The sequence below is a fragment of the Bradyrhizobium betae genome, assembly GCF_050632175.1.
In the GTDB taxonomy this organism is placed as follows: Bacteria; Pseudomonadota; Alphaproteobacteria; order Rhizobiales; family Xanthobacteraceae; genus Bradyrhizobium; species Bradyrhizobium betae_B.
Genome location: NZ_CP192576.1, coordinates 5,936,344 through 5,956,409 on the forward strand (window position 1 = coordinate 5,936,344; position 20,066 = coordinate 5,956,409).

Genomic DNA, 20,066 nt, shown 5'->3' on the forward strand with positions numbered 1-20,066 from the left:
GGGCGAAATGAGCCGCGAGGCCGCGATGGCGTGTCTGCGCAAAAAAGTCGCGTCCGGGACAGGAGAGGAACGAGCATTGCGCATCACAGACCGCGCCGCAATGTGAGTTGTGCCCGCACGACAGACCGCTACCATACGCGTACTCCCATGGAACTCGGGAGAATGCACAGCGGAGGCGACATGAGCGGGCAGGACCACAAAGTCAAGGGATCGGACCTGTTTGTCGCCGCACTGGAGAACGAAGGTGTCGATCGCATCTTCGGCGTGCCCGGCGAGGAGAACCTCGACCTCGTTGAATCGCTGCGCACCTCCAAGATCCAGCTGATCCTGACCCGCCACGAGCAGGCTGCCGCCTTCATGGCCGCCACGCATGGCCGGCTCACCGGCAGGCCCGGCGTGTGTCTGTCGACGCTCGGACCCGGTGCGCTCAACCTGTCCACCGGCGCGGCCTATGCGCATCTCGGCGCGATGCCGATGATCCTGATCACCGGCCAGAAGCCGATCATGAGCAGCCGGCAGGCGCGCTTCCAGATCGTGGATGTGGTCGCGAGCATGAAGCCGCTGACGAAACTGTCGCGGCAGATCATCAGCGCCTCCAGCATTCCGACCGTGGTCCGCGACGCCTTCCGCGTCGCGATGGAGGAGCGGCCGGGACCCGTCCATCTCGAACTGCCGGAGGACATCGCGGGCGACGACGTGCCGGCGGTTCCCGTGATTTCGGTTCATCCCATCGAGATTCCCGTCGCCCACCGCGCCGCGCTCGACCGCGCCGCTGCCATGATTCTGGCTGCAAAGCGTCCGCTGGTGATGATGGGCGCCGCGACCAGCCGGCCGCGTTCGACGCACGGCATCGCAAGCTTCGTGCGCCGGACCGGCATTCCGTTCTTCACCACGCAGATGGGCAAGGGCACCGTGCCCGGCGGCACCAACCTTTATATGGGCACCGCGGCGCTGTCCGAGCGCGACTACGTTCACGACGCAATCGAGGCCGCCGACCTGATCGTCGCGATCGGTCACGATCCCATCGAGAAGCCCCCTTCATCATGGGGCCGTCGGGGCCGAAGGTCATCCACGTCAGCTACACCTCGGCCAGCGTCGAGCAGGTCTATTTCCCCGATGCCGAGGTCGTCGGAGACGTCGGCCCGAGTCTCGAGCTGCTGGCAGATCGTCTCGAAGGCAAGCTGCCGCAGGCAGCGGCGCTGCTGCCGTTGCGGGAGGAGATTCTGGGGCATCTTGCCGACCGCGCCACCGAGGCACGCTGGCCGCCGACGCCGCAGCGGATCGTGCACGAAATCAGGCAGGTGATCCCGGAGAACGGCATCGTCGCGCTCGACAACGGCATGTACAAGATCTGGTTTGCGCGCAACTACCGCACCCGCGTCGCCAACACGCTGTTGCTGGACAACGCGCTGGCGACCATGGGCGCCGGACTGCCGTCGGCGATGATGGCGGCGATGCTCTATCCCGAGCGACGTGTGCTCGCGGTTGCCGGCGACGGCGGCTTCATGATGAACAGCCAGGAAATGGAGACTGCCGTCCGGCTCAAGCTCAATCTCGTCGTGCTGGTGCTGGAGGATCACGCCTATGGCATGATCCGCTGGAAGCAGGCCGTCGATCATTTTGCCGATTTCGGCATGACGTTCGGTAACCCTGATTTCGTTCTCTACGCGAAGGCCTATGGCGCGAAGGGCCATCGCATCGAGAGCATCGACAGCTTTGCTCCGACGCTGGATGCGGCCTTCAAGGAGGGCGGCGTGCATCTGGTCGTGATCCCGATCGACTATTCGGAGAACGTGCGGGTGTTGGTGGACGAGCTACGAGCGCATCAGAAAGCGAAGGCGTGATGTGATGGGGCAAAGCTCTCTCCACATCGTCATTGCGAGCGCAGCGAAGCAATCCAGAATCCCTCGACGGAAAGACTCTGGATTGCTTCGCTGCGCTCGCAATGACAGAGTTTGTGGCAGGCGCCTTGGTCCAACATGACAACCCTCCTTGTGCCGCTCCCTCCGATTACCGACACTCCCGATCACCCAACCAACCACAGGAATATGAAATGACCCGCGTTCGCTGTATCACCGAGATGGGCATGGGCGTCGACGTCCACGGCCGGGACGCCACCAAGGCGGCGAAGCGTGCGGTGTCGGATGCGATCAGGCATTCGAGCCTCGGCTTCTTCCGGATGATCGACAAGACCGCCAACGACATGTTCGTCGACGTCACGATCGCCGTGCCCAACCCCGAGGCCGTGGACAAGGAAGCTGTTGCGAAGGAGCTGCCTTACGGCACGGTGACCGTGACTGCGGTCAAGGGCGGGCTCGAGATTCCCTCGGCTACGGAAGTGGCCAACGACCCTATCCTCATCGCCAATGCCGCCGTCATCGTCAGCTTCGAGAAGGACTAACCAGTGTCCGACAGCGATGTGGAGCTGCTGGACCGGCCGATCTGGAGCGCGCTGACGACGAGCCACAAGCATCTGGCGGAAGGCGGTGCGCGGGCGCTGCGTTACCCCGTGGACATGACGCCGTTTGCCGATATGGCGGACATGTCGGCGGCAAGCTTCGCCGCGCTGGGTGATATCCTGCCGGCCTCGCAAGTCGCCGCGCTGTTCACGCCGGACCCCGTCGACATTCCCGCCGGCTTCAAGGTCGTGCTCTCGGAGACCGGCGAGCAGATGATCGGCTCGCCGGCCGACAGTCCGCTTCGCGACGCCGAGATCGTCACGTTGGGCGTGGCCGACGTTCCCGCCATGATGGCGCTGACCGCGTTGACGAAGCCCGGCCCGTTTGTCGCGCGGACATATGAGCTCGGCACCTTTCTCGGCATCCGCGCGGGCAATGAACTGGTGGCGATGGCCGGCGAGCGGATGAAGCCGGGAAAGTTCGTCGAGATGACGGCGGTCTGCGTCCATCCCGATCACCGTGGCCGCGGCTACGCGCAGGCGCTGCTCGCGGCGATCGCGCGGCAGATCGAGGCGCGTGGTGAAATTCCGTTCCTGCATGTGTTCTCGAGCAATGCCTCGGCGATCGCGCTGTATCAGCGGCAGGGGATGACAATTCGTCGCCGCCTGTATGTCACCGCCCTGATGAAAGAGGGGTGAGTGCGTCCGCCGGGCTTCATATTCGGACAATTCACGCTATATCGAGCCCAACCATAATTTGGGGGAAACACACATGGACGCCAGAACACCGGATTTTTCCGCCGCACGAACGGCGATGCAGCGCTATGTCGATCAGGAGATCATTCCGGGCGTGTCCTGGGCCGTGCTGAAGGGCCGCCATGTCGTCGATCAGCAATGCGTCGGTTTCGCCGATCGCGAGGCGAAGACCGCGCTGCGGGCCGATCATATTTTCCGAGCCTATTCCAACACAAAGATCTTCGTCACCTGCTCGATCATGCTGCTGGTCGAGGAGGGGCGCATCGGGCTCGACGACGCCGTCGAAAAATTCCTGCCGCAGCTCGGTGATCGCAAGGTGCTGAAACAGGGCGCGGCCAGCCTCGCCGATGTCGAGCCCGCCAAAAGCCCGATCACGATCCGCCAGCTCCTGACCCATACCTCGGGCCTCAGCTACGGCATCTTCGATCCCGGCTCGGTGCTGTTCAAAGGGTACAACGAAGCGCGCGTGCTCAACCCGCTGACGCCGTTGACCGACATGATCGACCAGCTCGCCGATCTGCCGCTGTCCTATCATCCGGGCATATCCTGGGAATATTCTGTGGCGACCGACGTGCTCGGCCGCGTCGTGGAAGTCGTCTCGGGCAAACCCCTCGATGTCTTCTTCAAGGCGCGCATCTTCGATCCGCTCGGCATGACCGATACCGGCTTCCACGTGCCCGAAGCACAGCAGGGCAGGCTGGTCGCGCTCTACACTGGTGCGGACGTACTCGATCCGATGAAGCCCGGGCTGACGCGAGCCGACAATCTGCCTTACCCGCAGGCCTATCGCCGGCCGTTCCCGCGGCTGTCGGGTGGCGGCGGTCTGGTTTCGACCTTGCCCGACATGCTCGCGCTGGTGCGTGCGATGCTGCCCGGCTCGGATGCGCTGCTGAAGCCGGAGACGCTGCGGCAGATGATGACGAACCAGTTGGCCGCCGGGCAGACCATCCGTTTTGCCAATCTCGGGCCGATCCCGGGCAAGGGCTTTGGTCTCGGCGGCGCCGTCACCTTCGCGCCGATGCCGTTCGATCCGCCCAATTCGACCGGCGAATTCCAGTGGGGCGGGCTTGCCGGCACCCATTGGTGGATTTGCCCCGAGGCCAACACGGCCGGCGTGCTGATGGCCCAGCGCCACATGGGATTCTGGAATCCGTTCTTCTTCGAGTTCAAGCGCCTGGCCTATCAGGCCGTCGGCGCCTGATAGGCGAGAGGGCGCGTCGGGATCGCGCGCGTGCCAAACTATCTCGGCCTCGATGGATTTCGCTTCGGCTGGGTCGCCGCGTGGATCGATGATCGCGGCGATCACGGTTTCGATTATTCGCCGGGCCTGACGCGCTTGCTCGCGATGCCGCATGCGCATGCGATGATCGACATGCCGATTGGATTGAAGCCGAGCGGCTATCGTTGTTGCGACAGGCAGGCCCGAAAATTGATCGGTCCTGCCGTGTTCCTCGGTGCGCGGCGCGACCTCTGGAAGTTCTCTGACATGGGGGCAGCCAATCGCCATTACTGGGAGCATGAAGGCAGGGGCAGGGGCGTGTCCGCCCAGCTCTGGAATATTAGGGAGAAGATGAAGGAGGTCGACGATTTCATGACCCCGGAAAAGCAGGAGACAATCCGCGAAGCGCACCCGGAACTGATTTTCTGGAATCTCGCTGATGAGGTTCGGCTTGAACCGAAGACGTCGCCGCAGGGTCGCAAGCAGCGGATCGAGCTGTTGCAAGGCCGAGGTTTCACCAAGATCGAAAGATGGCTGACGCTTCGATATGGCACGGGCATTGGCCGCGACGACCTCATCGATGCCTGCGCTTGTGCGGTCGCGGCACGCGACAGCAAGCAACGCGTTGGTGGGGACGAGACCGATCCGTGCGGGCTACGTATGGAAATCAACTACTGAAGCTTGTGTCATCGCACTCCTCGCCTAGATTGGATGCGCCTCAACTGTAGATCGAAGGGTCCCCGATGCCAGATCTCTCCGCCTTTGCCATCACCCGGCGTTGGCCGGCCAAGCATCCCGAGCTGCTTCAGCTCTATTCGCTGCCGACACCGAATGGCGTCAAGGTTTCGATCATGCTGGAAGAGATTGGACTACCTTGCGAAGTCCATCTCGTTGATTTCGGCAAGGACGACCAGAAGACGCCCGAATTCCTCTCACTCAATCCGAACGGCAAGATCCCGGCGATCCTCGATCCCAACGGGCCCGGAGGCCGGCCGCTGCAATTGTTCGAGTCCGGGGCGATCCTGCAGTATCTGGCGGAGAAAACCGGCAAGCTTTTGCCGGAGGATGCAGCGCGTCGCTACCAGACGCTCGCATGGCTGCATTTCCAGATGGGCGGCATCGGGCCGATGTTCGGCCAGGTCGGCTTCTTCCACAAATTCGCCGGCAAGGATTTTGAGGACAAGCGGCCGCTCGAACGTTATGTCGCCGAGTCCAGGCGCCTGCTCGGCGTGATGGAGACGCATCTGTCCGGCCGGCAATGGTTCATGGATGACGACTACACCATCGCCGACATTTCCATGCTCGGCTGGGTGCGCAATCTCATCGGCTTCTACGGTGCCGGCGATCTCGTCGAGTTCAGCCAGTTCAGGTCGGTCGGTGCCTGGCTCGAACGGGGCCTGGCTCGTCCGGCCGTGCAGCGCGGGCTCGACATCCCGAAGCGGCCGTGAGCTAGAACAGCCGTCCGCCGTTCGGCACCGGCTTGCTCGGCTGCACCAGCACGACCTTGCCGTCGGCATCGGGGAAACCGAGCGTCAGCACCTCCGAGACGACAGGACCGATCTGGCGCGGCGGGAAATTGACGACCGCCGCGACCTGTTGTCCCACCAGCGTCTCGAGCGGATGGTTCTCGGTGATCTGCGCCGAGCTCTTGCGCACCCCGATCGCGGGGCCGAAGTCGATCCACAGCCGCCACGCCGGCTTGCGCGCCTCCGGGAACGGCTTCGCATCGACGATGGTGCCGACGCGGATATCGACCGCGAGGAAGGTGTTGAAGTCGATGGTCGGCGACGGGGCCGCGGCGGGATCATGGGTGACGTGCATGGAATGTCCGTTTGGAGAGCTGGCTTGGTTCGCAATATTGTCGCGCGAACCGGAGTTTCGTACAACGCTGGGGTCACGATACGACGCATGCACGAGGACCGTCTTGCCCAACATCATCTACGGCATCAAGAACTGCGACACCATGAAGAAGGCGCGCGCCTGGCTCGACACGAACGGCGTCGCGTATCAATTCCACGACTACAAGGCGTCGGGTATCGAGAAGGACAAGCTCGAGCAGTGGAGCGGCAAGGTCGGCTGGGAGACGCTGCTCAATCGCGCCGGAACGACCTTCAAGAAGCTGCCCGACGCCGACAAGGAGGGCCTCACCGAGAGAAAGGCGCTGGCGCTGATGCTAGCGCAACCATCGATGATCAAGCGGCCGGTGCTGGAAGTCGGCGGCAAGCTCCTGGTCGGCTTCAAGCCGGACGTCTATGCCAAGGACGTCAGGACCAAATAGGTCGATGTCAGAGCGCGCCGACGGCTAGTTCAGATCGATGGTCTCGGGGGTGACGGCGGGCCCGGACCGATCGGCGAACTCGACGACATCAGCGGCCGCGATGCGACCGGGTGCGCGATGGAAGAGGTCCTGATCGATCACCGCGCGCAGCTTTGGCCGAGGTAGCGCGTCATTTCCGCGCATCAGATTCTTGATCTCGAAGCCGCCGTCCTCGCAGAACGTCTTGAGCGAGGCGATGATGTGACAGACCTTGCCATCGGTCTGGAACGGCAGCAGCAACCGTTCATAGGCGACCACGCGTCCGTAGATGTCGTCGATGTCGGCAACGCTGTAGACCGGGAGGCCGCGCGCCACGCATTCATGATAGAACGGCATCACGAAGGGCGCGAGCCGCGGCCCGATATACTCGTCGAGCAGAGCGCCCTTGCCGGTATGCCCATAGGCGCGCGAGATGCGCGTGCCTTCGCTCTGGATGGTGAGGCGCGGCGTCGGTGTCGAAATGTCCACAGTATAATAGATGAGATCGGACAGCTCTTCCTCGAGTCGGGCAGGCTGATATTCCCAGACCGCCGGCGCCGTCTGCGTGCGCGCAAAAAGTCGCAGCCACGTGTTCAGAAGGTCACGCTGCCTGATCGACTTGACGACGGAAGGAGCGGCGCTTGCAAAATCCAAGACAATATTCCCGGCGATAAAACGCACATATCATCCTCGCTGCTGGAAAATTTTTGATGAAGGCTGGCGCGCGGGACGAAAGACCGTTAACGACGGCTTGATGACCGGTGCCTTGCGAACCGGGAGGCCGGGCAGGCGCGACATCAAAACCTCCGACTAAGGGAGCATTTGTATCCCGGCCGGAGGCCTGATCTGCTCAGCTTTCCGCCTTGCCTAACCCCCGTCACCTCCGGCATATTCCGCGCCCGGAGGCGGCGGCTCCGGGTGGGCTCCAGGGCCTCCGGAATGCCGAAGCAACCAAGGACAGTCACGCGTATAGCGCGGGCAGGGGGAAATCTGTTTGGCCGATGAGTTCATTCTCGAAACGGAAGGCTTGACCAAGGAGTTCGCGGGCTTCTTCGCCGTCCGCGACGTTGCGCTCAAGGTTCGCCGTGGGAGCATTCACGCGTTGATCGGCCCGAACGGGGCCGGCAAGACGACGTGCTTCAATCTTCTGACCAAGTTCCTCAAACCGTCTGCCGGAAAAATCCTGTACAAGGGACAGGACATCACGGCGATGGCGCCGGCAGACGTCGCCCGCATGGGGCTGGTCCGTTCATTCCAGATTTCCGCGGTATTTCCGCATCTCACCGCGCTGGAGAACGTTCGTGTCGCGCTCCAGCGTCAGCACGGCAGCTCCTTCGATTTCTGGCGTTCCAAGTCCGTGCTCGACCGTTTCAACAACCGCGCGCAGGAGCTGTTGAGCGACGTCGGCCTCAGTGAGTTTTCCAATACGCCGGCAGTCGAGATGCCCTACGGGCGTAAACGCGCACTGGAGATCGCAACCACGCTGGCGCTCGACCCTGAGATGATGCTGCTGGACGAGCCCATGGCCGGCATGGGCCACGAGGACATCGACAAGATCGCGGCGCTGATCAAGCGGATCTCGGCGAAGTATACCATTCTGATGGTCGAGCATAATTTGAGCGTCGTCGCCAATCTCTCCGACATCATCACCGTGCTGACGCGCGGCCAGGTGCTCGCGCAGGGCAATTACGCAGAGCTCACCAAGGACGAGCGCGTCAAGGAAGCCTATCTGGGAGCTGGTCATGGTTGAGACTGTGATTGCGGACGCTCCGGCAAAGGCTGCGACCGGAGGCAACATCCTCCAGGTGCGCAACCTGGAAGCCTGGTACGGCGAGTCCCACATCTTGCACGGGATCAATTTCGACGTGAATGCCGGCGAGGTGGTCACCCTGCTCGGGCGCAACGGCGCCGGCAAGACCACTACGCTGAAGTCGATCATGGGCATCATCGGCAAGCGCACCGGCTCGGTGAAGTTCAACAACCAGGAGATCATTCGCGCGACGTCCGACAAGATCGCGCGGATGGGCATCGCGTTCTGCCCGGAAGAGCGCGGGATTTTCTCCAGTCTCGATGTGCGGGAGAATTTGCTGCTGCCGCCGGTGGTGCGCCCGGGCGGATTGCCGCTGGAGCAGATCTTCGACCTGTTTCCCAATCTGAAGGAACGTCTCAACAGCCAGGGCACGAAGCTGTCCGGCGGTGAGCAGCAGATGCTCGCGATCGCGCGCATCCTGCGCACCGGCGCGAGCTTCCTGATGCTGGACGAGCCGACCGAAGGTCTTGCGCCTGTCATCATCCAGCAGATCGGCCACACTATTGCGCGGCTCAAGAAGGAGGGCTTTACGATCCTCCTCGTCGAGCAGAACTTCCGTTTCGCATCCACCGTCGCCGACCGCTATTACGTGGTCGAGCATGGCAAGATCATTGACGGATTTGCCAATTCGGAGCTTGCCGCCAATATGGACAAGCTCCACACCTATCTCGGCGTCTAAGGCGTCCAAGCGCCAAACGACCATGAGAATGTTCACGAGGAAAGTAGCATGAAAAAGTCGATTGCGTCGTTTCTGCTCGGCACGGCGTTGGCCGTCACGACGGCCGGTGTGGCCATCGCGCAGGACAAGACCGTCAAGATCGGTGCGCTGTCCGATCAGTCCGGCCTCTATGCCGACCTCGGCGGTCCCGGCTCGACGCTCGCTGCCCAGATGGCCGTCGAAGATTCCGGCCTGGCGGGGAAGGGCTGGAAGATCGACATCATCTCGGGCGACCACCAGAACAAGCCCGATATCGGCACCGCGATCGCGCGGCAGTGGTTCGACGTCGACAAGGTCGACATCATCGTCGACGTGCCGAACTCGGGCGTGGCGCTCGCCGTCAACAACGTCATCAAGGAAAAGAACGGCGTCTACATCAACTCGGGTGCGGCGACCTCGGACCTCACCAACGCGCAGTGCTCGCCCAACACAGTGCACTGGACCTACGACACCTACATGCTCGCCCACACCACGGGCCAGGCGCTGGTGAAGGCCGGCGGCGACACCTGGTTCTTCCTGACCGCGGACTACGCCTTCGGCGCAGCGCTCGAGCGCGACACGACCTCGGTCATCACCGCCAATGGCGGCAAGGTGATCGGCGGCGTCAAGCATCCGCTCAACACCCCGGACTTCTCCTCGTTCCTGCTCCAGGCGCAGGCGTCCAAGGCCAAGATCATCGGTCTTGCCAACGCCGGCGGCGACACCACCAACTCGATCAAGCAGGCGGCCGAGTTCGGCATCGTCAAGGGCGGCCAGAAGCTCGCGGCGCTGCTGCTGTTCCTCACCGACGTCAAGGCGATCGGTCTCGAGACGGCGCAGGGCCTCAACTTCACCGAGACGTTCTACTGGGACATGAACGACAAGACCCGGGCCTTCTCCAAGAGGTTCTCGGAGAAGATGAAGAACGGCGCGATGCCGACCATGGTGCAGGCGGGCGTCTATGCCGGCGTGCGCCACTATCTCAAGGCACTGGATGCGCTCGGCGGCAATCCCCATGACGGCGTCAAGGTCGTCGAGAAGATGAAGTCGATGCCGACGGAAGACGATCTGTTCGGCAAGGGCGAGATCCAGCCGAACGGCCGCACCATCCATACCGCCTATCTGTTCGAGGTGAAGAAGCCCTCCGAGTCCAAGGGGCCGTGGGATTTCTACAAGCTCGTCGGCTCGGTGCCGGGCGACCAGGCCTTCACGCCGCTCTCCGAGAGCAAGTGCGCGCTGCTTAAGAAGTGAGATAGAGGCCTGCAGGCCTCTTGAGGCCTGCAGGCGACTTTCAGGGGAACGCCGAAGGGACCGGGTGCGATATCGATGCAGGCTCTTTACGCTCAGCTACTGGTGGGACTGATCAACGGCTCGTTCTACGCGCTGCTCAGTCTCGGGCTCGCCGTGATCTTCGGCATGCTCAACATCATCAATTTCGCCCATGGCGCGCTCTACATGATGGGCGCCTTCGTCGCCTATTTCCTGCTGAATATCGGCGGCATCAATTACTGGTGGGCGCTTTTGCTGGCGCCGATCGTCGTTGGCATCTTCGGCATGATCCTGGAACGGACCATGCTGCAATGGCTGACCGGGCTCGACCATCTCTACGGCCTGCTGCTGACCTTCGGCATCGCGTTGATCGTGCAGGGCGTGTTCCAGAATTATTTCGGTTCCTCGGGCATGCCTTACGCCATTCCGGACCAGCTCAAGGGTGGCATGAATCTCGGCTTCATGTTCCTGCCCATCTATCGCGGCTGGGTGGTCATCTTCTCGCTGGTGGTGTGTATCGCCACCTGGTTCCTGATCGAGAAGACGCGGCTCGGCGCTTACCTGCGCGCCGCCACTGAAAATCCGACGCTGGTGCGCGCCTTCGGCGTCAACGTGCCGCGCATGATCACGCTGACCTACGGTCTTGGCGTCGGCCTTGCGGCGCTTGCCGGCGTGCTCTCGGCGCCGATCAACCAGGTCCGACCGCTGATGGGCGCGGACCTCATCATCGTCGTGTTCGCGGTGGTGGTGATCGGCGGCATGGGATCGATCATGGGCTCCATCATCACCGGCTTCGCGCTCGGTGTGATCGAGGGCATGACCAAGTATTTCTACCCCGAGGCATCCAACACCGTCGTGTTCGTGCTGATGGTGCTGGTGCTCTTGGTGAAGCCAACGGGATTGACGGGAAGGGCGGCCTGATATGACAGCCTTGACGGACGACACGCTGCCGGTGCCCCCGCGCGCCATTCGCGACGAGATGATCGCGTTCGTGCTGATGGCCCTGTTGCTAGCCGCGGTGCCATTCAGCGGTATCTACCCGTTCTTCGTGATGCAGGCGCTGTGCTTCGCGCTGCTCGCCTGCGCCTTCAATCTTCTGATCGGCTATGGCGGCCTGCTGTCGTTCGGGCACGCGATGTTCTTGGGCACGGCCGGCTATTGCAGCGCGCACGCGCTGAAAGTGTGGGCCCTGCCGCCGGAGCTCGGCATTCTCGTCGGCGTCGCCGGCGCCTTCGTGCTCTCGCTCATCACCGGCTACATCTCGATCCGCCGCCAGGGCATCTACTTCTCGATGATCACGCTGGCGCTGTCGCAGCTCCTTTACTTTATCTATCTCCAGGCACCATTCACCCATGGTGAAGACGGCATCCAGGGCATCCCGCAAGGGCACATGTTCGGCGTGTTCGATCTCTCCAAGCCGACGGTGCTGTACTACGTCGTGCTGGTCGGCTTCCTCGCCGGCTTCCTGCTGATCTACCGCATCATCAACTCGCCTTTCGGCGAAGTTCTGAAGGCGATCCGCGAGAACGAGCCGCGCGCGATCTCGCTCGGCTACCGGACCGACCAGTACAAGTTCCTGGCGTTCGTCCTGTCGGGCACGCTCGCCGGCTTTGCCGGTTCGCTGAAAGTGTTCGTGGCGCAGAACGCCTCGCTCACCGACGTGCACTGGTCGATGTCGGGCGAGGTCGTGCTGATGACGCTGGTCGGCGGTCTTGGCACCATCTTCGGTCCCGTGGTCGGCGCCTTCGCGATCATCGCCATGCAGCAATATCTGGCGGGGTTCGGCCAGTGGGTGACGGTGATCCAGGGCTCGATCTTCGTGATCTGCGTGCTCACCTTCCGCCGTGGCGTCATCGGTGAAATCGCGCATTACTTCCGCCGATCTCTCTAAATCGTTGATATCAAATCAGTTTATTTGGTGTGCGAAAGCGGTGGATGATCCGGCTCCGCGGGCGTGAGGTGGCACGCGCGCGGAGGGAAAATGGTCTATGACAGTTTTGTGACGGCCTGCTCGGGCCGGGCCATTTCCAACCGGTAGACTAGTCCCATGATGCGATGGTTTCGCGCTTTCCTGCCCAAGGAAGAACGTTTCTTCGACCTGTTCGACCGCCACGCCAAGACCGTGATCCAGGGCTCGATCGCGCTTCAGGGCATGCTCAACGGGGGTGAGGAGACGCCGGTCTACTGTCAGCGCGTCAACCAGTTCGAGAACGACGCCGACAACATCACTCGTGAGGTCCTGACGGCGGTGCGCCGCACCTTCATCACCCCGTTCGACCGCGGCGACATCAAGAACCTGATCACGTCGATGGACGATGCGATCGACCAGATGCAGCAGACCGCCAAGGCGGTGATGCTGTTCGAGGTCCGTACCTTCGAGCCGCCGATGCGTGAGATCGGCGGGCTCCTGATCGAATGCGCCAATCTGGTTGGCCGCGCGCTGCCGCTGATGCAGGCGATCGGCAAGAACGTCGCCATGCTGACCGCGATCACCGAAGAGCTGACCAAGCTCGAGGGCCGGGTCGACGACCTCCACGACATCGGAATGAAGGAGCTGTTCCTGAAGCATCGCGACGGCAGCGCAATGGATTTCATCGTCGGCGTCGAGATCTACGATCACCTCGAGAAGGTGGCCGACCGCTTCGACGACGTCGCGAACGAGATCAACAGCATCGTCATCGAGCAAGTGTAGGGCAGGGCCGCGCCGTGGATGCTGCGTTGGGTCTTCCCGTCCTGATCGGACTGATCGCCGTCGCGCTGCTGTTCGATTTCCTGAACGGCCTGCATGATGCCGCCAATTCGATCGCGACGATCGTTTCCACCCGGGTGCTGCGGCCGCAATTCGCCGTATTATGGGCCGCTTTCTTCAATTTCGTCGCCTTCCTGGTGTTCGGGCTGCACGTCGCCCAGACCATCGGCACCGGCATCATCGATCCCGCGATCGTCGATGCCCAGGTAATCTTCGCAGCGCTCGTCGGCGCCATCGTCTGGAATCTCGTGACGTGGGCGCTCGGCATCCCGTCATCGTCGTCGCACGCGCTGATCGGAGGATTGTTCGGCGCCGGAGTGGCCAAAGCCGGGATCTCGGCGGCGGTCTGGAGCGGATTGTCCAAGACGGTGCTCGCGATCGTGCTGTCTCCGCTGGTGGGGTTCCTGCTGGCGATGGTGCTGGTGGCGATCGTGTCCTGGGCGTCGGTGCGGTCGACGCCGTTCGCGGTCGACCGCGCCTTCCGCATCCTGCAGTTCGCGTCTGCTTCGCTCTATTCGCTCGGCCATGGCGGCAACGATGCGCAGAAGACCATGGGCATCATTGCCGTGCTGCTCTATTCGCAGGGCCAACTTGGCGGCGAATTCTTCGTGCCTTTCTGGGTCGTGCTGTCGTGCCAGGCGGCGATGGCGATGGGGACGCTGATGGGCGGCTGGCGCATCGTGCGCACGATGGGATTGCGCATTACCAAGCTGACGCCGATGCAGGGCTTTTGCGCCGAAACCGGCGGCGCCGCCACGCTGTTCATGGCGACCTTCCTCGGCGTGCCCGTCTCGACCACCCATACCATCACCGGCGCCATCGTCGGCGTCGGCGCAGCCCGCCGCCTCTCGGCGGTGCGCTGGAACGTCGCCAGCTCGATCGTCTATGCCTGGGTGATCACGATGCCAGCCTCGGCGATCGTCGCGGCTCTGACCTGGTGGGCGGTCAAGATCTTCGTCAGGTGACGAGCTTCAGCCCGACAATACCAGCGACGATCAATCCGATGCTGGCAAGGCGCAACGCGCTGGCCGGCTCTCCGAACAGGACGATGCCCAGCGCCGCGGTGCCGACCGCTCCGATCCCGGTCCAGACCGCGTAGGCGGTTCCAATCGGCAGTGATTTGAGGGCCAGGCCGAGCAGGATGACGCTGCCGGCCATGGCCGCGAGCGTGAGGACCGACGGAACCAGCCTGGTAAAGCCCTCGGTGTATTTGAGGCCGATCGCCCAGGCAATCTCCAGCAGTCCGGCGACGAACAGGATGCTCCAGGCCATGGCGACCCTCCATTCAAGGCAGGGCCGTCCCCGCGGCTGATATGCTGATGAGCGGGAAGGCCGTCCTTCCCAAAGCCGATATGGGGCTGGCCGGAAGGCTCCGCAATCACCAAATGAGGCTTGATCCGGCCCATATTCCCTGCCAAACGCTGCCGCCATGTCCGACATCGCCACGACCACAGCCGAATCGCCGGCCCTTTCCCCGCTTGCCGCTGAGGTGGCGCGGCGGCGGACCTTTGCGATCATCTCGCATCCGGACGCCGGCAAAACCACGCTGACCGAAAAGCTGCTGCTGTTCGGCGGTGCCATCAATCTGGCCGGCCAGGTCAAGGCCAAGGGCGAGCGGCGCAACACGCGCTCGGACTGGATGAAGATCGAGCGCGAGCGCGGCATCTCGGTCGTGACCTCGGTCATGACCTTCGAGTTCGAGGGCCTCGTGTTCAACCTCTTGGACACTCCGGGCCACGAGGACTTTTCGGAAGACACCTATCGTACGCTGACCGCGGTCGACTCCGCCGTCATGGTGATCGACGCCGCCAAGGGCATCGAGGCGCGCACCCGAAAGCTCTTCGAGGTGTGTCGTCTTCGGGATATCCCGATCATCACCTTCATCAACAAGATGGACCGCGAGAGCCGGGACGTCTTCGAACTGCTCGACGAGATCGAGAAGACGCTGGCGCTCGACACCACACCGATGACGTGGCCGGTCGGCCGCGGCCGCGACTTCCTCGGTACCTATGACGTCGTCAATGGCGGCGTGCGCCTGCTCGAGGGCGGCGGCGCCAAGACCGGCGCGGCGCAGCAGATCGAGATCGCCGAACTCGGCAAGCTCAATGCGAACCTCGACGTTGGAGCGGTCAAAGATGAGCTCGAGCTCGTCACCGCCGCCTCGAAACCGTTCGAACTCGGCGCGTTTCGCGAGGGCCATCTGACGCCGGTTTATTTCGGCAGCGCGCTGCGCAATTTCGGCGTCGGCGATCTCCTGGAAGGCCTCGGCAAGTTCGCGCCCGAGCCGCGGGCGCAGGAGAGCGACCAGCGCAGGGTCGAAGCCACCGACCCGCGCATGAGTGCGTTCGTGTTCAAGATCCAGGCGAACATGGATCCGAACCACCGCGACCGCATCGCTTTCGCGCGGCTTTGTTCCGGCAAGCTCAGCCGCGGCATGAAGGCGAAACTGGTGCGCACCGGCAAGAGCATGCCGCTGTCGAGCCCGCAATTCTTCTTCGCGCAGGACCGCTCGGTCGCGGATGAGGCCTTTGCCGGCGACGTCGTCGGCATTCCCAATCACGGCACGTTGCGGATCGGCGATACCCTGACCGACGGCGAGGATTTCAACTTCGTCGGGGTGCCGAGCTTCGCGCCAGAAATCGTCCGCCGCGTGCGTCTCACCGACGCGATGAAGGCCAAGAAGCTGAAGGAAGCGCTCCAGCAGATGTCGGAAGAGGGCGTGGTGCAGGTGTTCCGCCCGCGCGACGGTGCGCCTGCACTGGTCGGCGTCGTCGGCGCGCTGCAGCTCGACGTGCTGAAGGCGCGGCTCGACGCCGAGTATTCGCTGCCGGTCGAGTTCGAGGTCAGCGAGTTTCAGCTCGCGCGCTGGGTCTCCTCGGAGGACCGCAAGAAGCTCGACACCTTCATTGCCGCGAACACGTCCAGCATTGCGGACGACGTTGACGGTGATCCCGTCTATCTGGCGCGAAACGAGTTTTATCTCGGTTACGCCCGGGAACGCGCCGAGGGGATCGAGTTCACCAACGTCAAGGACGTCAAGAAGAAGGGGTAGGGTGCCCCAGCCATATACGCGCGAGCACGTGAACGCGCGTGGGCTTGACGCGTTCATGGACGATGCCACGTTTGTCCGAGTGGCCTTGCGAGTTCGCATCATGTGGCGCGGCATCCTTGTTTTTCTCCTGCTGGCAATATCGACGGCTGCCGCCGATGCGCAGCGTCGCCAGATCAACCCGATCCCATTTTCCCACGAGCCGTGCAGCGTGCTCGACAATCGTCCCTGCACGCCGTCCTATTGCAGTCCGCTCGAACCCGGCCCCTGCATTCCCGAGATCGACTATCCCTATGGACAGAACCTCCAGCTCACGATCCTGAGTGTGCCGGAGGATTCCGACCGAGCCAAATACCAGAAGCCCGATCACGATCTCGATACGATCGGTGATCTCTTCGCCGAGCTGCGCACCTGCTGGTCGCCGCCATCGAACCATGCCCGCGCGGGTATGCAGATGTCGGTGCGTTTCAGCTTCAACAAGGCAGGCGGCCTGATCGGTCCGCCGCGTCTGACCTTTGCGACCGCAGGTGTCACCGCCGATACCCGAACCGCCTATCTCGACGCGATCAATGCGTCGCTGAAGGCCTGCCTGCCGCTCAAATTCACTGGCGGACTCGGCGGCGCGCTGGCCGGGCGACCGATCGCGATCCGCTATGTCGACAATCGGGAGCTCGGCAAGTAGCGCATTGCAGGCATCTGCCAATCAATGATACGCCATTGGCGGGGCGCTGGTTGAGGGGAGGATGTCGTGGGTCTGCTGGTCATGATCCTGGGGCTGGTGCTGTTTTTTGCGCCCCATATTTTTACGACGAAACGTGACGCGCGAGCTCAGGCCATCGCGCGGCTCGGCGAGGGGACTTACAAGATCCTCTATGCGGCGGTGTCGCTCGCGGGTCTGGCGCTCATTGTCTGGGGCTTTGCGAATTATCGCGCGACCGGCTGGATCGACGTCTGGTATCCGCCGAAGGCGATGAAGCACATCTCGGTTGCGCTGATGCTGCCGGCCGTCATCCTGGTCGTTGCCTCCTACCTGCGTGGCCGCATCTACGCGACGCTGAAGCATCCGATGCTGGCCGGCATCAAGCTGTGGGCTGCCGCGCATCTGCTCGCCAACGGCGATCTCGGCTCCATCATCCTGTTCGGATCGTTCCTGGGCTGGGCGGTGTATGACCGCATTTCGCTGAAGCATCGCACTGATGGCGGCGGTCCGCCGATTCCGGTGGGTGGCGTCACCAACGATCTGATCGCGGTCGCGGTCGGCGTCGTCGCCTATCTGGCGCTGGCGTTTGCGTTCCATCCGGTCGTGATCGGTGTTCCCGTGATGGGCGGGTAACAGACCCGCACGAGGAAGGACCCGCATGCTCGTGCGCGGAAAGTAACAAAACCAACAAGCCGAGGCATTCCGATGGACTGGTCGTACTCTCAGATTCCGCCGATGCGGCTCGAGGCGCGCTTTGGCGATCGGGTGGTGCCGGCCTTCTGCGATCGGCCGATGAGCCTGTGGGCGATGGTTGCGGAAGCGTACGCCCGCAATGCTGACGGCGAAGCGCTGATCGCAGGCAATGTTCGCCTGAGTTGGCGACAGGCGGTGGAGCAGGCCACGCGGATCGCTGCGGGCTTTCGCAAGCTGGGACTCCGGCGCGGCGACCGTGTCGCGATCCTGCTCGGCAACCGCATCGAATTTCCGCTGTTGTTGTTCGCCGCCGCGCATGAGGGGTTGGTTACGGTGCTGCTCGGCACGCGCCAGCAGAAGCCGGAGATCGCCTATGTGCTGGCCGATTGCGGCGCCAGGATCCTGATCCACGAGGCGGCACTCGCGGAACGTCTGCCCGACGCGCTGGACGTGCCCGATGTGATCCACCGCATCGCCATCGATGATGATCCTGCGCTCTCGCGCTTCGCCAAATTCGCTGACAACCCGCCGGCACCAGCGCCGGTCGAGGTCGGCGAAGAGGAGACCGCGATGATCCTCTACACCTCGGGTACGACCGGCAAGCCGAAGGGCGCGATGCTCGCCCATTGCAACATCGTCCATTCCTCGATGGTGTTCGTCTCCTGCCTGCAACTGACGCAAGCGGATTGTTCGATCGCGGCGGTGCCGCTCGGCCATGTCACCGGCGTCGTCGCAAACATCACGACGATGGTCCGCTGCGGCGGTGCGCTGATCATCATGCCGGAGTTCAAGGCCGCCGAATATCTCAAGCTGGCCGCGCGTGAACGCGTCACCTACACGGTGATGGTTCCGGCGATGTACAATCTCTGCCTGCTCCAGCCCGATTTCGACAGCTACGATCTGTCGAGCTGGCGCATCGGCGGCTTCGGCGGCGCACCGATGCCGGTCGCGACCATCGAAAAGCTCAAGGCCACGATTCCCGGCCTGAATCTCGCGAACTGCTACGGCGCGACCGAGACGACATCGCCCTCGACGATCATGCCGGGCGAATTGACGGCAAGCCACATCGACAGCGTCGGTCTGCCGTGTCCGGGCGCGCGCATCGTCGCGATGGGGACGGACGGGCGCGAGTTGCCGCCAGGCGAGATCGGCGAGCTCTGGATCCAGAGCGCCTCCGTCATCAAAGGCTATTGGAACAACCCGAAGGCTACGGCCGAGAGCTTCACCGGTGGATTCTGGCACTCCGGGGATCTCGGCTCGGTCGATGCCGAGCGATTCGTCCGCGTGTTCGACCGGCAGAAGGACATGATCAACCGCGGCGGCCTGAAAATCTATTCCGCCGAGGTCGAATCCGTGCTCGCCGGCCATCCTGCCGTGATCGAGAGCGCGATCGTTGCCAAGGCATGTCCGGTGCTGGGCGAACGCGTTCACGCCGTGGTGGTAACGCGCGGGCCGGTGGCCGGTGAAGCCCTGCAGGCCTGGTGTGCCGAGCGGCTGTCCGACTACAAGGTCCCCGAAACGATGACGATCACGGCCGATCCATTGCCGCGCAATGCCAACGGCAAGGTGCTGAAGCGGCAGTTGCGGGAGCTGCTGGGAGCCTGACCCGGCCTCCGGGCGCTCCCGGGTCGTTAACGTCTTGATTGGGCTTGCTTTGCCTTGCCTCCGCCATATCGATAGGGTATCGCCGCCGCCACGTGGGGACCGGTATTTGACGCGGACAATCTGGCGCGCGCGCCCGGCCGGGCATGGGATTAGCTTAAGTGTCTGAATTATTTAACGAAGTCGACGAGGAAGTCCGTCGCGAACAGCTCAAGAAGCTGTGGGACAAGTATTCCATCTTCTTCATCGCCCTGATGGTGCTGGTCGTGGCCGCCGTCGGCGGCTGGCGCGGTTACCAATATCTTGAGGGCAAGAAAGCCGCCGAGGCCGGCGCCGCCTTCGAGAAGGCCGCCGAGCTGTCCGACCAGGACAAGCATGCGGAGGCCGAGGCCGCCTTTGCCGAGCTCGCCGTCAAGGCGCCCTCGGGCTATCGCACACTGTCACGGCTGCGTGCTGCGGCCGAGGCGGCCGCTCGCGATCCCAAGGCCGCGGCCAAGATGTATGACGACATTGCCGCCGACCGCGGCATCGGCGGTGAGTGGCAGGATCTGGCCAGGATTCGCGCCGCCGGCCTGCTGGTCGACAGCGCGTCCTATGCTGACATGCAGCAGCGGCTGGAGGCTTCCGCCGAGCCCAAATCGACGTTCCGCCACACTGCACGCGAGATGCTGGCGCTGTCGGCCTGGCGCAACAATGACACCACTGCGGCCCGCAAATGGCTCGACGCGATCGCTGATGACGGCGAAACGCCGCCGGGCCTGCGCTCGCGTGCCGAGGCGCTCCAGGCCCTGCTGCCGCCCGTTGCGAAAAGCTGACGGTCCCGAGAGC

21 protein-coding genes and 1 pseudogene are annotated in these 20,066 nt (G+C 63.2%); 19 read left to right on the top strand and 3 right to left on the bottom strand.

What is annotated here, in order from left to right; all coding sequences use genetic code 11:
• Window positions 1-180 precede the first annotated feature (180 nt).
• From ACQ86E_RS28465 to ACQ86E_RS28490, 6 genes and pseudogenes are all read left to right on the top strand, one after another.
• Window positions 181-1,844 (top strand): annotated as a pseudogene (locus tag ACQ86E_RS28465) (acetolactate synthase large subunit).
• A 209-nt stretch (window positions 1,845-2,053) separates the two neighbouring features.
• Window positions 2,054-2,401 carry a Lin0512 family protein gene (locus ACQ86E_RS28470; RefSeq protein ID WP_431202805.1) on the top strand — a complete coding sequence of 116 codons (348 nt, stop codon included), beginning with the start codon at window positions 2,054-2,056 and terminating at the stop codon, window positions 2,399-2,401.
• Between the two features lie 3 nt (window positions 2,402-2,404).
• Entirely contained in the window at window positions 2,405-3,097 is a 693-nt protein-coding gene (locus tag ACQ86E_RS28475; RefSeq protein WP_431202806.1) for a GNAT family N-acetyltransferase, read from the top strand.
• 73 nt (window positions 3,098-3,170) lie between these two features.
• Window positions 3,171-4,355, top strand: coding sequence for a serine hydrolase domain-containing protein (locus tag ACQ86E_RS28480; RefSeq protein WP_431202807.1), 1,185 nt, complete (start codon window positions 3,171-3,173; stop codon window positions 4,353-4,355).
• Between the two features lie 30 nt (window positions 4,356-4,385).
• The gene (locus tag ACQ86E_RS28485; protein ID WP_431202808.1) at window positions 4,386-5,051 is read left to right on the top strand and encodes a DUF429 domain-containing protein; all 666 of its coding nucleotides are present in this window, start codon (window positions 4,386-4,388) and stop codon (window positions 5,049-5,051) included.
• Between the two features lie 65 nt (window positions 5,052-5,116).
• The gene (locus ACQ86E_RS28490; RefSeq protein ID WP_431202809.1) at window positions 5,117-5,821 is read left to right on the top strand and encodes a glutathione S-transferase family protein; all 705 of its coding nucleotides are present in this window, start codon (window positions 5,117-5,119) and stop codon (window positions 5,819-5,821) included.
• 1 nt (window position 5,822) lies between these two features.
• On the opposite strand, the gene ACQ86E_RS28495 is transcribed toward ACQ86E_RS28490, so the two are convergent.
• Entirely contained in the window at window positions 5,823-6,194 is a 372-nt protein-coding gene (locus ACQ86E_RS28495; RefSeq protein WP_431202810.1) for a tRNA-binding protein, read from the bottom strand.
• Window positions 6,195-6,297: 103 nt separating this feature from the next.
• On the opposite strand from ACQ86E_RS28495, the gene ACQ86E_RS28500 reads away from it, so the two are divergent.
• Window positions 6,298-6,651 carry an ArsC family reductase gene (locus tag ACQ86E_RS28500; protein WP_431202811.1) on the top strand — a complete coding sequence of 118 codons (354 nt, stop codon included), beginning with the start codon at window positions 6,298-6,300 and terminating at the stop codon, window positions 6,649-6,651.
• A gap of 24 nt (window positions 6,652-6,675) precedes the next feature.
• Here ACQ86E_RS28500 and ACQ86E_RS28505 read toward each other — a convergent pair whose 3' ends face one another.
• A complete protein-coding gene (locus tag ACQ86E_RS28505) occupies window positions 6,676-7,323 on the bottom strand; it encodes a hypothetical protein (RefSeq protein WP_431202812.1) in 648 nt (215 codons plus the stop codon).
• 340 nt (window positions 7,324-7,663) lie between these two features.
• Between ACQ86E_RS28505 and ACQ86E_RS28510 the strand changes: the two genes are divergently transcribed.
• The 7 genes from ACQ86E_RS28510 (at window position 7,664) to ACQ86E_RS28540 (ending at window position 14,159) form a co-directional block, all read left to right on the top strand.
• A complete protein-coding gene (locus ACQ86E_RS28510) occupies window positions 7,664-8,419 on the top strand; it encodes an ABC transporter ATP-binding protein (RefSeq protein ID WP_431202813.1) in 756 nt (251 codons plus the stop codon).
• Window positions 8,412-9,158, top strand: coding sequence for an ABC transporter ATP-binding protein (locus ACQ86E_RS28515; protein ID WP_431202814.1), 747 nt, complete (start codon window positions 8,412-8,414; stop codon window positions 9,156-9,158). The genes ACQ86E_RS28510 and ACQ86E_RS28515 overlap by 8 nt, the downstream gene beginning before the upstream one ends.
• A 48-nt stretch (window positions 9,159-9,206) precedes the next feature.
• Entirely contained in the window at window positions 9,207-10,427 is a 1,221-nt protein-coding gene (locus ACQ86E_RS28520; RefSeq protein ID WP_431202815.1) for an ABC transporter substrate-binding protein, read from the top strand.
• Window positions 10,428-10,502: 75 nt separating this feature from the next.
• Complete coding sequence (locus tag ACQ86E_RS28525) at window positions 10,503-11,366, top strand: branched-chain amino acid ABC transporter permease (protein WP_431202816.1); 864 nt, start codon at window positions 10,503-10,505, stop codon at window positions 11,364-11,366.
• Window position 11,367: 1 nt separating this feature from the next.
• The gene (locus ACQ86E_RS28530; protein ID WP_431202817.1) at window positions 11,368-12,336 is read left to right on the top strand and encodes a branched-chain amino acid ABC transporter permease; all 969 of its coding nucleotides are present in this window, start codon (window positions 11,368-11,370) and stop codon (window positions 12,334-12,336) included.
• Window positions 12,337-12,492: 156 nt separating this feature from the next.
• A complete protein-coding gene (locus ACQ86E_RS28535) occupies window positions 12,493-13,137 on the top strand; it encodes a DUF47 domain-containing protein (protein ID WP_431202818.1) in 645 nt (214 codons plus the stop codon).
• Between the two features lie 14 nt (window positions 13,138-13,151).
• Window positions 13,152-14,159 (top strand): inorganic phosphate transporter, encoded by a 1,008-nt coding sequence (locus ACQ86E_RS28540; protein WP_431202819.1) that lies wholly within the window; start codon window positions 13,152-13,154, stop codon window positions 14,157-14,159.
• Here ACQ86E_RS28540 and sugE read toward each other — a convergent pair.
• The gene (gene sugE / locus ACQ86E_RS28545; protein ID WP_431202820.1) at window positions 14,152-14,466 is read right to left on the bottom strand and encodes a quaternary ammonium compound efflux SMR transporter SugE; all 315 of its coding nucleotides are present in this window, start codon (window positions 14,464-14,466) and stop codon (window positions 14,152-14,154) included. The two genes, ACQ86E_RS28540 and sugE, sit on opposite strands and share 8 nt — an antisense overlap.
• 157 nt (window positions 14,467-14,623) lie before the next feature.
• On the opposite strand from sugE, the gene ACQ86E_RS28550 reads away from it, so the two are divergent.
• The 5 genes from ACQ86E_RS28550 to ACQ86E_RS28570 all read left to right on the top strand — a co-directional run bounded on the left by ACQ86E_RS28550 (window position 14,624) and on the right by ACQ86E_RS28570 (window position 20,053).
• Complete coding sequence (locus ACQ86E_RS28550; protein ID WP_431202821.1) at window positions 14,624-16,246, top strand: peptide chain release factor 3; 1,623 nt, start codon at window positions 14,624-14,626, stop codon at window positions 16,244-16,246.
• A 100-nt stretch (window positions 16,247-16,346) separates the two neighbouring features.
• The gene (locus tag ACQ86E_RS28555) at window positions 16,347-16,925 is read left to right on the top strand and encodes a hypothetical protein (RefSeq protein WP_431202822.1); all 579 of its coding nucleotides are present in this window, start codon (window positions 16,347-16,349) and stop codon (window positions 16,923-16,925) included.
• A 66-nt stretch (window positions 16,926-16,991) separates the two neighbouring features.
• Window positions 16,992-17,576 (top strand): NnrU family protein, encoded by a 585-nt coding sequence (locus ACQ86E_RS28560; RefSeq protein WP_431202823.1) that lies wholly within the window; start codon window positions 16,992-16,994, stop codon window positions 17,574-17,576.
• A 72-nt stretch (window positions 17,577-17,648) separates the two neighbouring features.
• Window positions 17,649-19,241 (top strand): class I adenylate-forming enzyme family protein, encoded by a 1,593-nt coding sequence (locus ACQ86E_RS28565; RefSeq protein WP_431202824.1) that lies wholly within the window; start codon window positions 17,649-17,651, stop codon window positions 19,239-19,241.
• Window positions 19,242-19,399: 158 nt separating this feature from the next.
• Complete coding sequence (locus ACQ86E_RS28570; RefSeq protein ID WP_431202825.1) at window positions 19,400-20,053, top strand: tetratricopeptide repeat protein; 654 nt, start codon at window positions 19,400-19,402, stop codon at window positions 20,051-20,053.
• Window positions 20,054-20,066 lie beyond the last annotated feature (13 nt).

What these genes read in the sequence shown, in the direction of transcription:
- ACQ86E_RS28515 (WP_431202814.1), top strand. Translation starts at nt 8,412, where the DNA reads ATGGTTGAGACTGTGATTGCGGACGCTCCGGCAAAGGCTGCGACCGGA.
- ACQ86E_RS28495 (WP_431202810.1), bottom strand. Translation starts at nt 6,194, where the DNA reads ATGCACGTCACCCATGATCCCGCCGCGGCCCCGTCGCCGACCATCGAC.
- ACQ86E_RS28520 (WP_431202815.1), top strand. Translation starts at nt 9,207, where the DNA reads ATGAAAAAGTCGATTGCGTCGTTTCTGCTCGGCACGGCGTTGGCCGTC.
- ACQ86E_RS28490 (WP_431202809.1), top strand. Translation starts at nt 5,117, where the DNA reads ATGCCAGATCTCTCCGCCTTTGCCATCACCCGGCGTTGGCCGGCCAAG.
- ACQ86E_RS28550 (WP_431202821.1), top strand. Translation starts at nt 14,624, where the DNA reads ATGTCCGACATCGCCACGACCACAGCCGAATCGCCGGCCCTTTCCCCG.
- ACQ86E_RS28555 (WP_431202822.1), top strand. Translation starts at nt 16,347, where the DNA reads ATGTGGCGCGGCATCCTTGTTTTTCTCCTGCTGGCAATATCGACGGCT.
- ACQ86E_RS28525 (WP_431202816.1), top strand. Translation starts at nt 10,503, where the DNA reads ATGCAGGCTCTTTACGCTCAGCTACTGGTGGGACTGATCAACGGCTCG.
- ACQ86E_RS28530 (WP_431202817.1), top strand. Translation starts at nt 11,368, where the DNA reads ATGACAGCCTTGACGGACGACACGCTGCCGGTGCCCCCGCGCGCCATT.
- ACQ86E_RS28470 (WP_431202805.1), top strand. Translation starts at nt 2,054, where the DNA reads ATGACCCGCGTTCGCTGTATCACCGAGATGGGCATGGGCGTCGACGTC.
- ACQ86E_RS28535 (WP_431202818.1), top strand. Translation starts at nt 12,493, where the DNA reads ATGATGCGATGGTTTCGCGCTTTCCTGCCCAAGGAAGAACGTTTCTTC.
- sugE (WP_431202820.1), bottom strand. Translation starts at nt 14,466, where the DNA reads ATGGCCTGGAGCATCCTGTTCGTCGCCGGACTGCTGGAGATTGCCTGG.
- ACQ86E_RS28480 (WP_431202807.1), top strand. Translation starts at nt 3,171, where the DNA reads ATGGACGCCAGAACACCGGATTTTTCCGCCGCACGAACGGCGATGCAG.
- ACQ86E_RS28565 (WP_431202824.1), top strand. Translation starts at nt 17,649, where the DNA reads ATGGACTGGTCGTACTCTCAGATTCCGCCGATGCGGCTCGAGGCGCGC.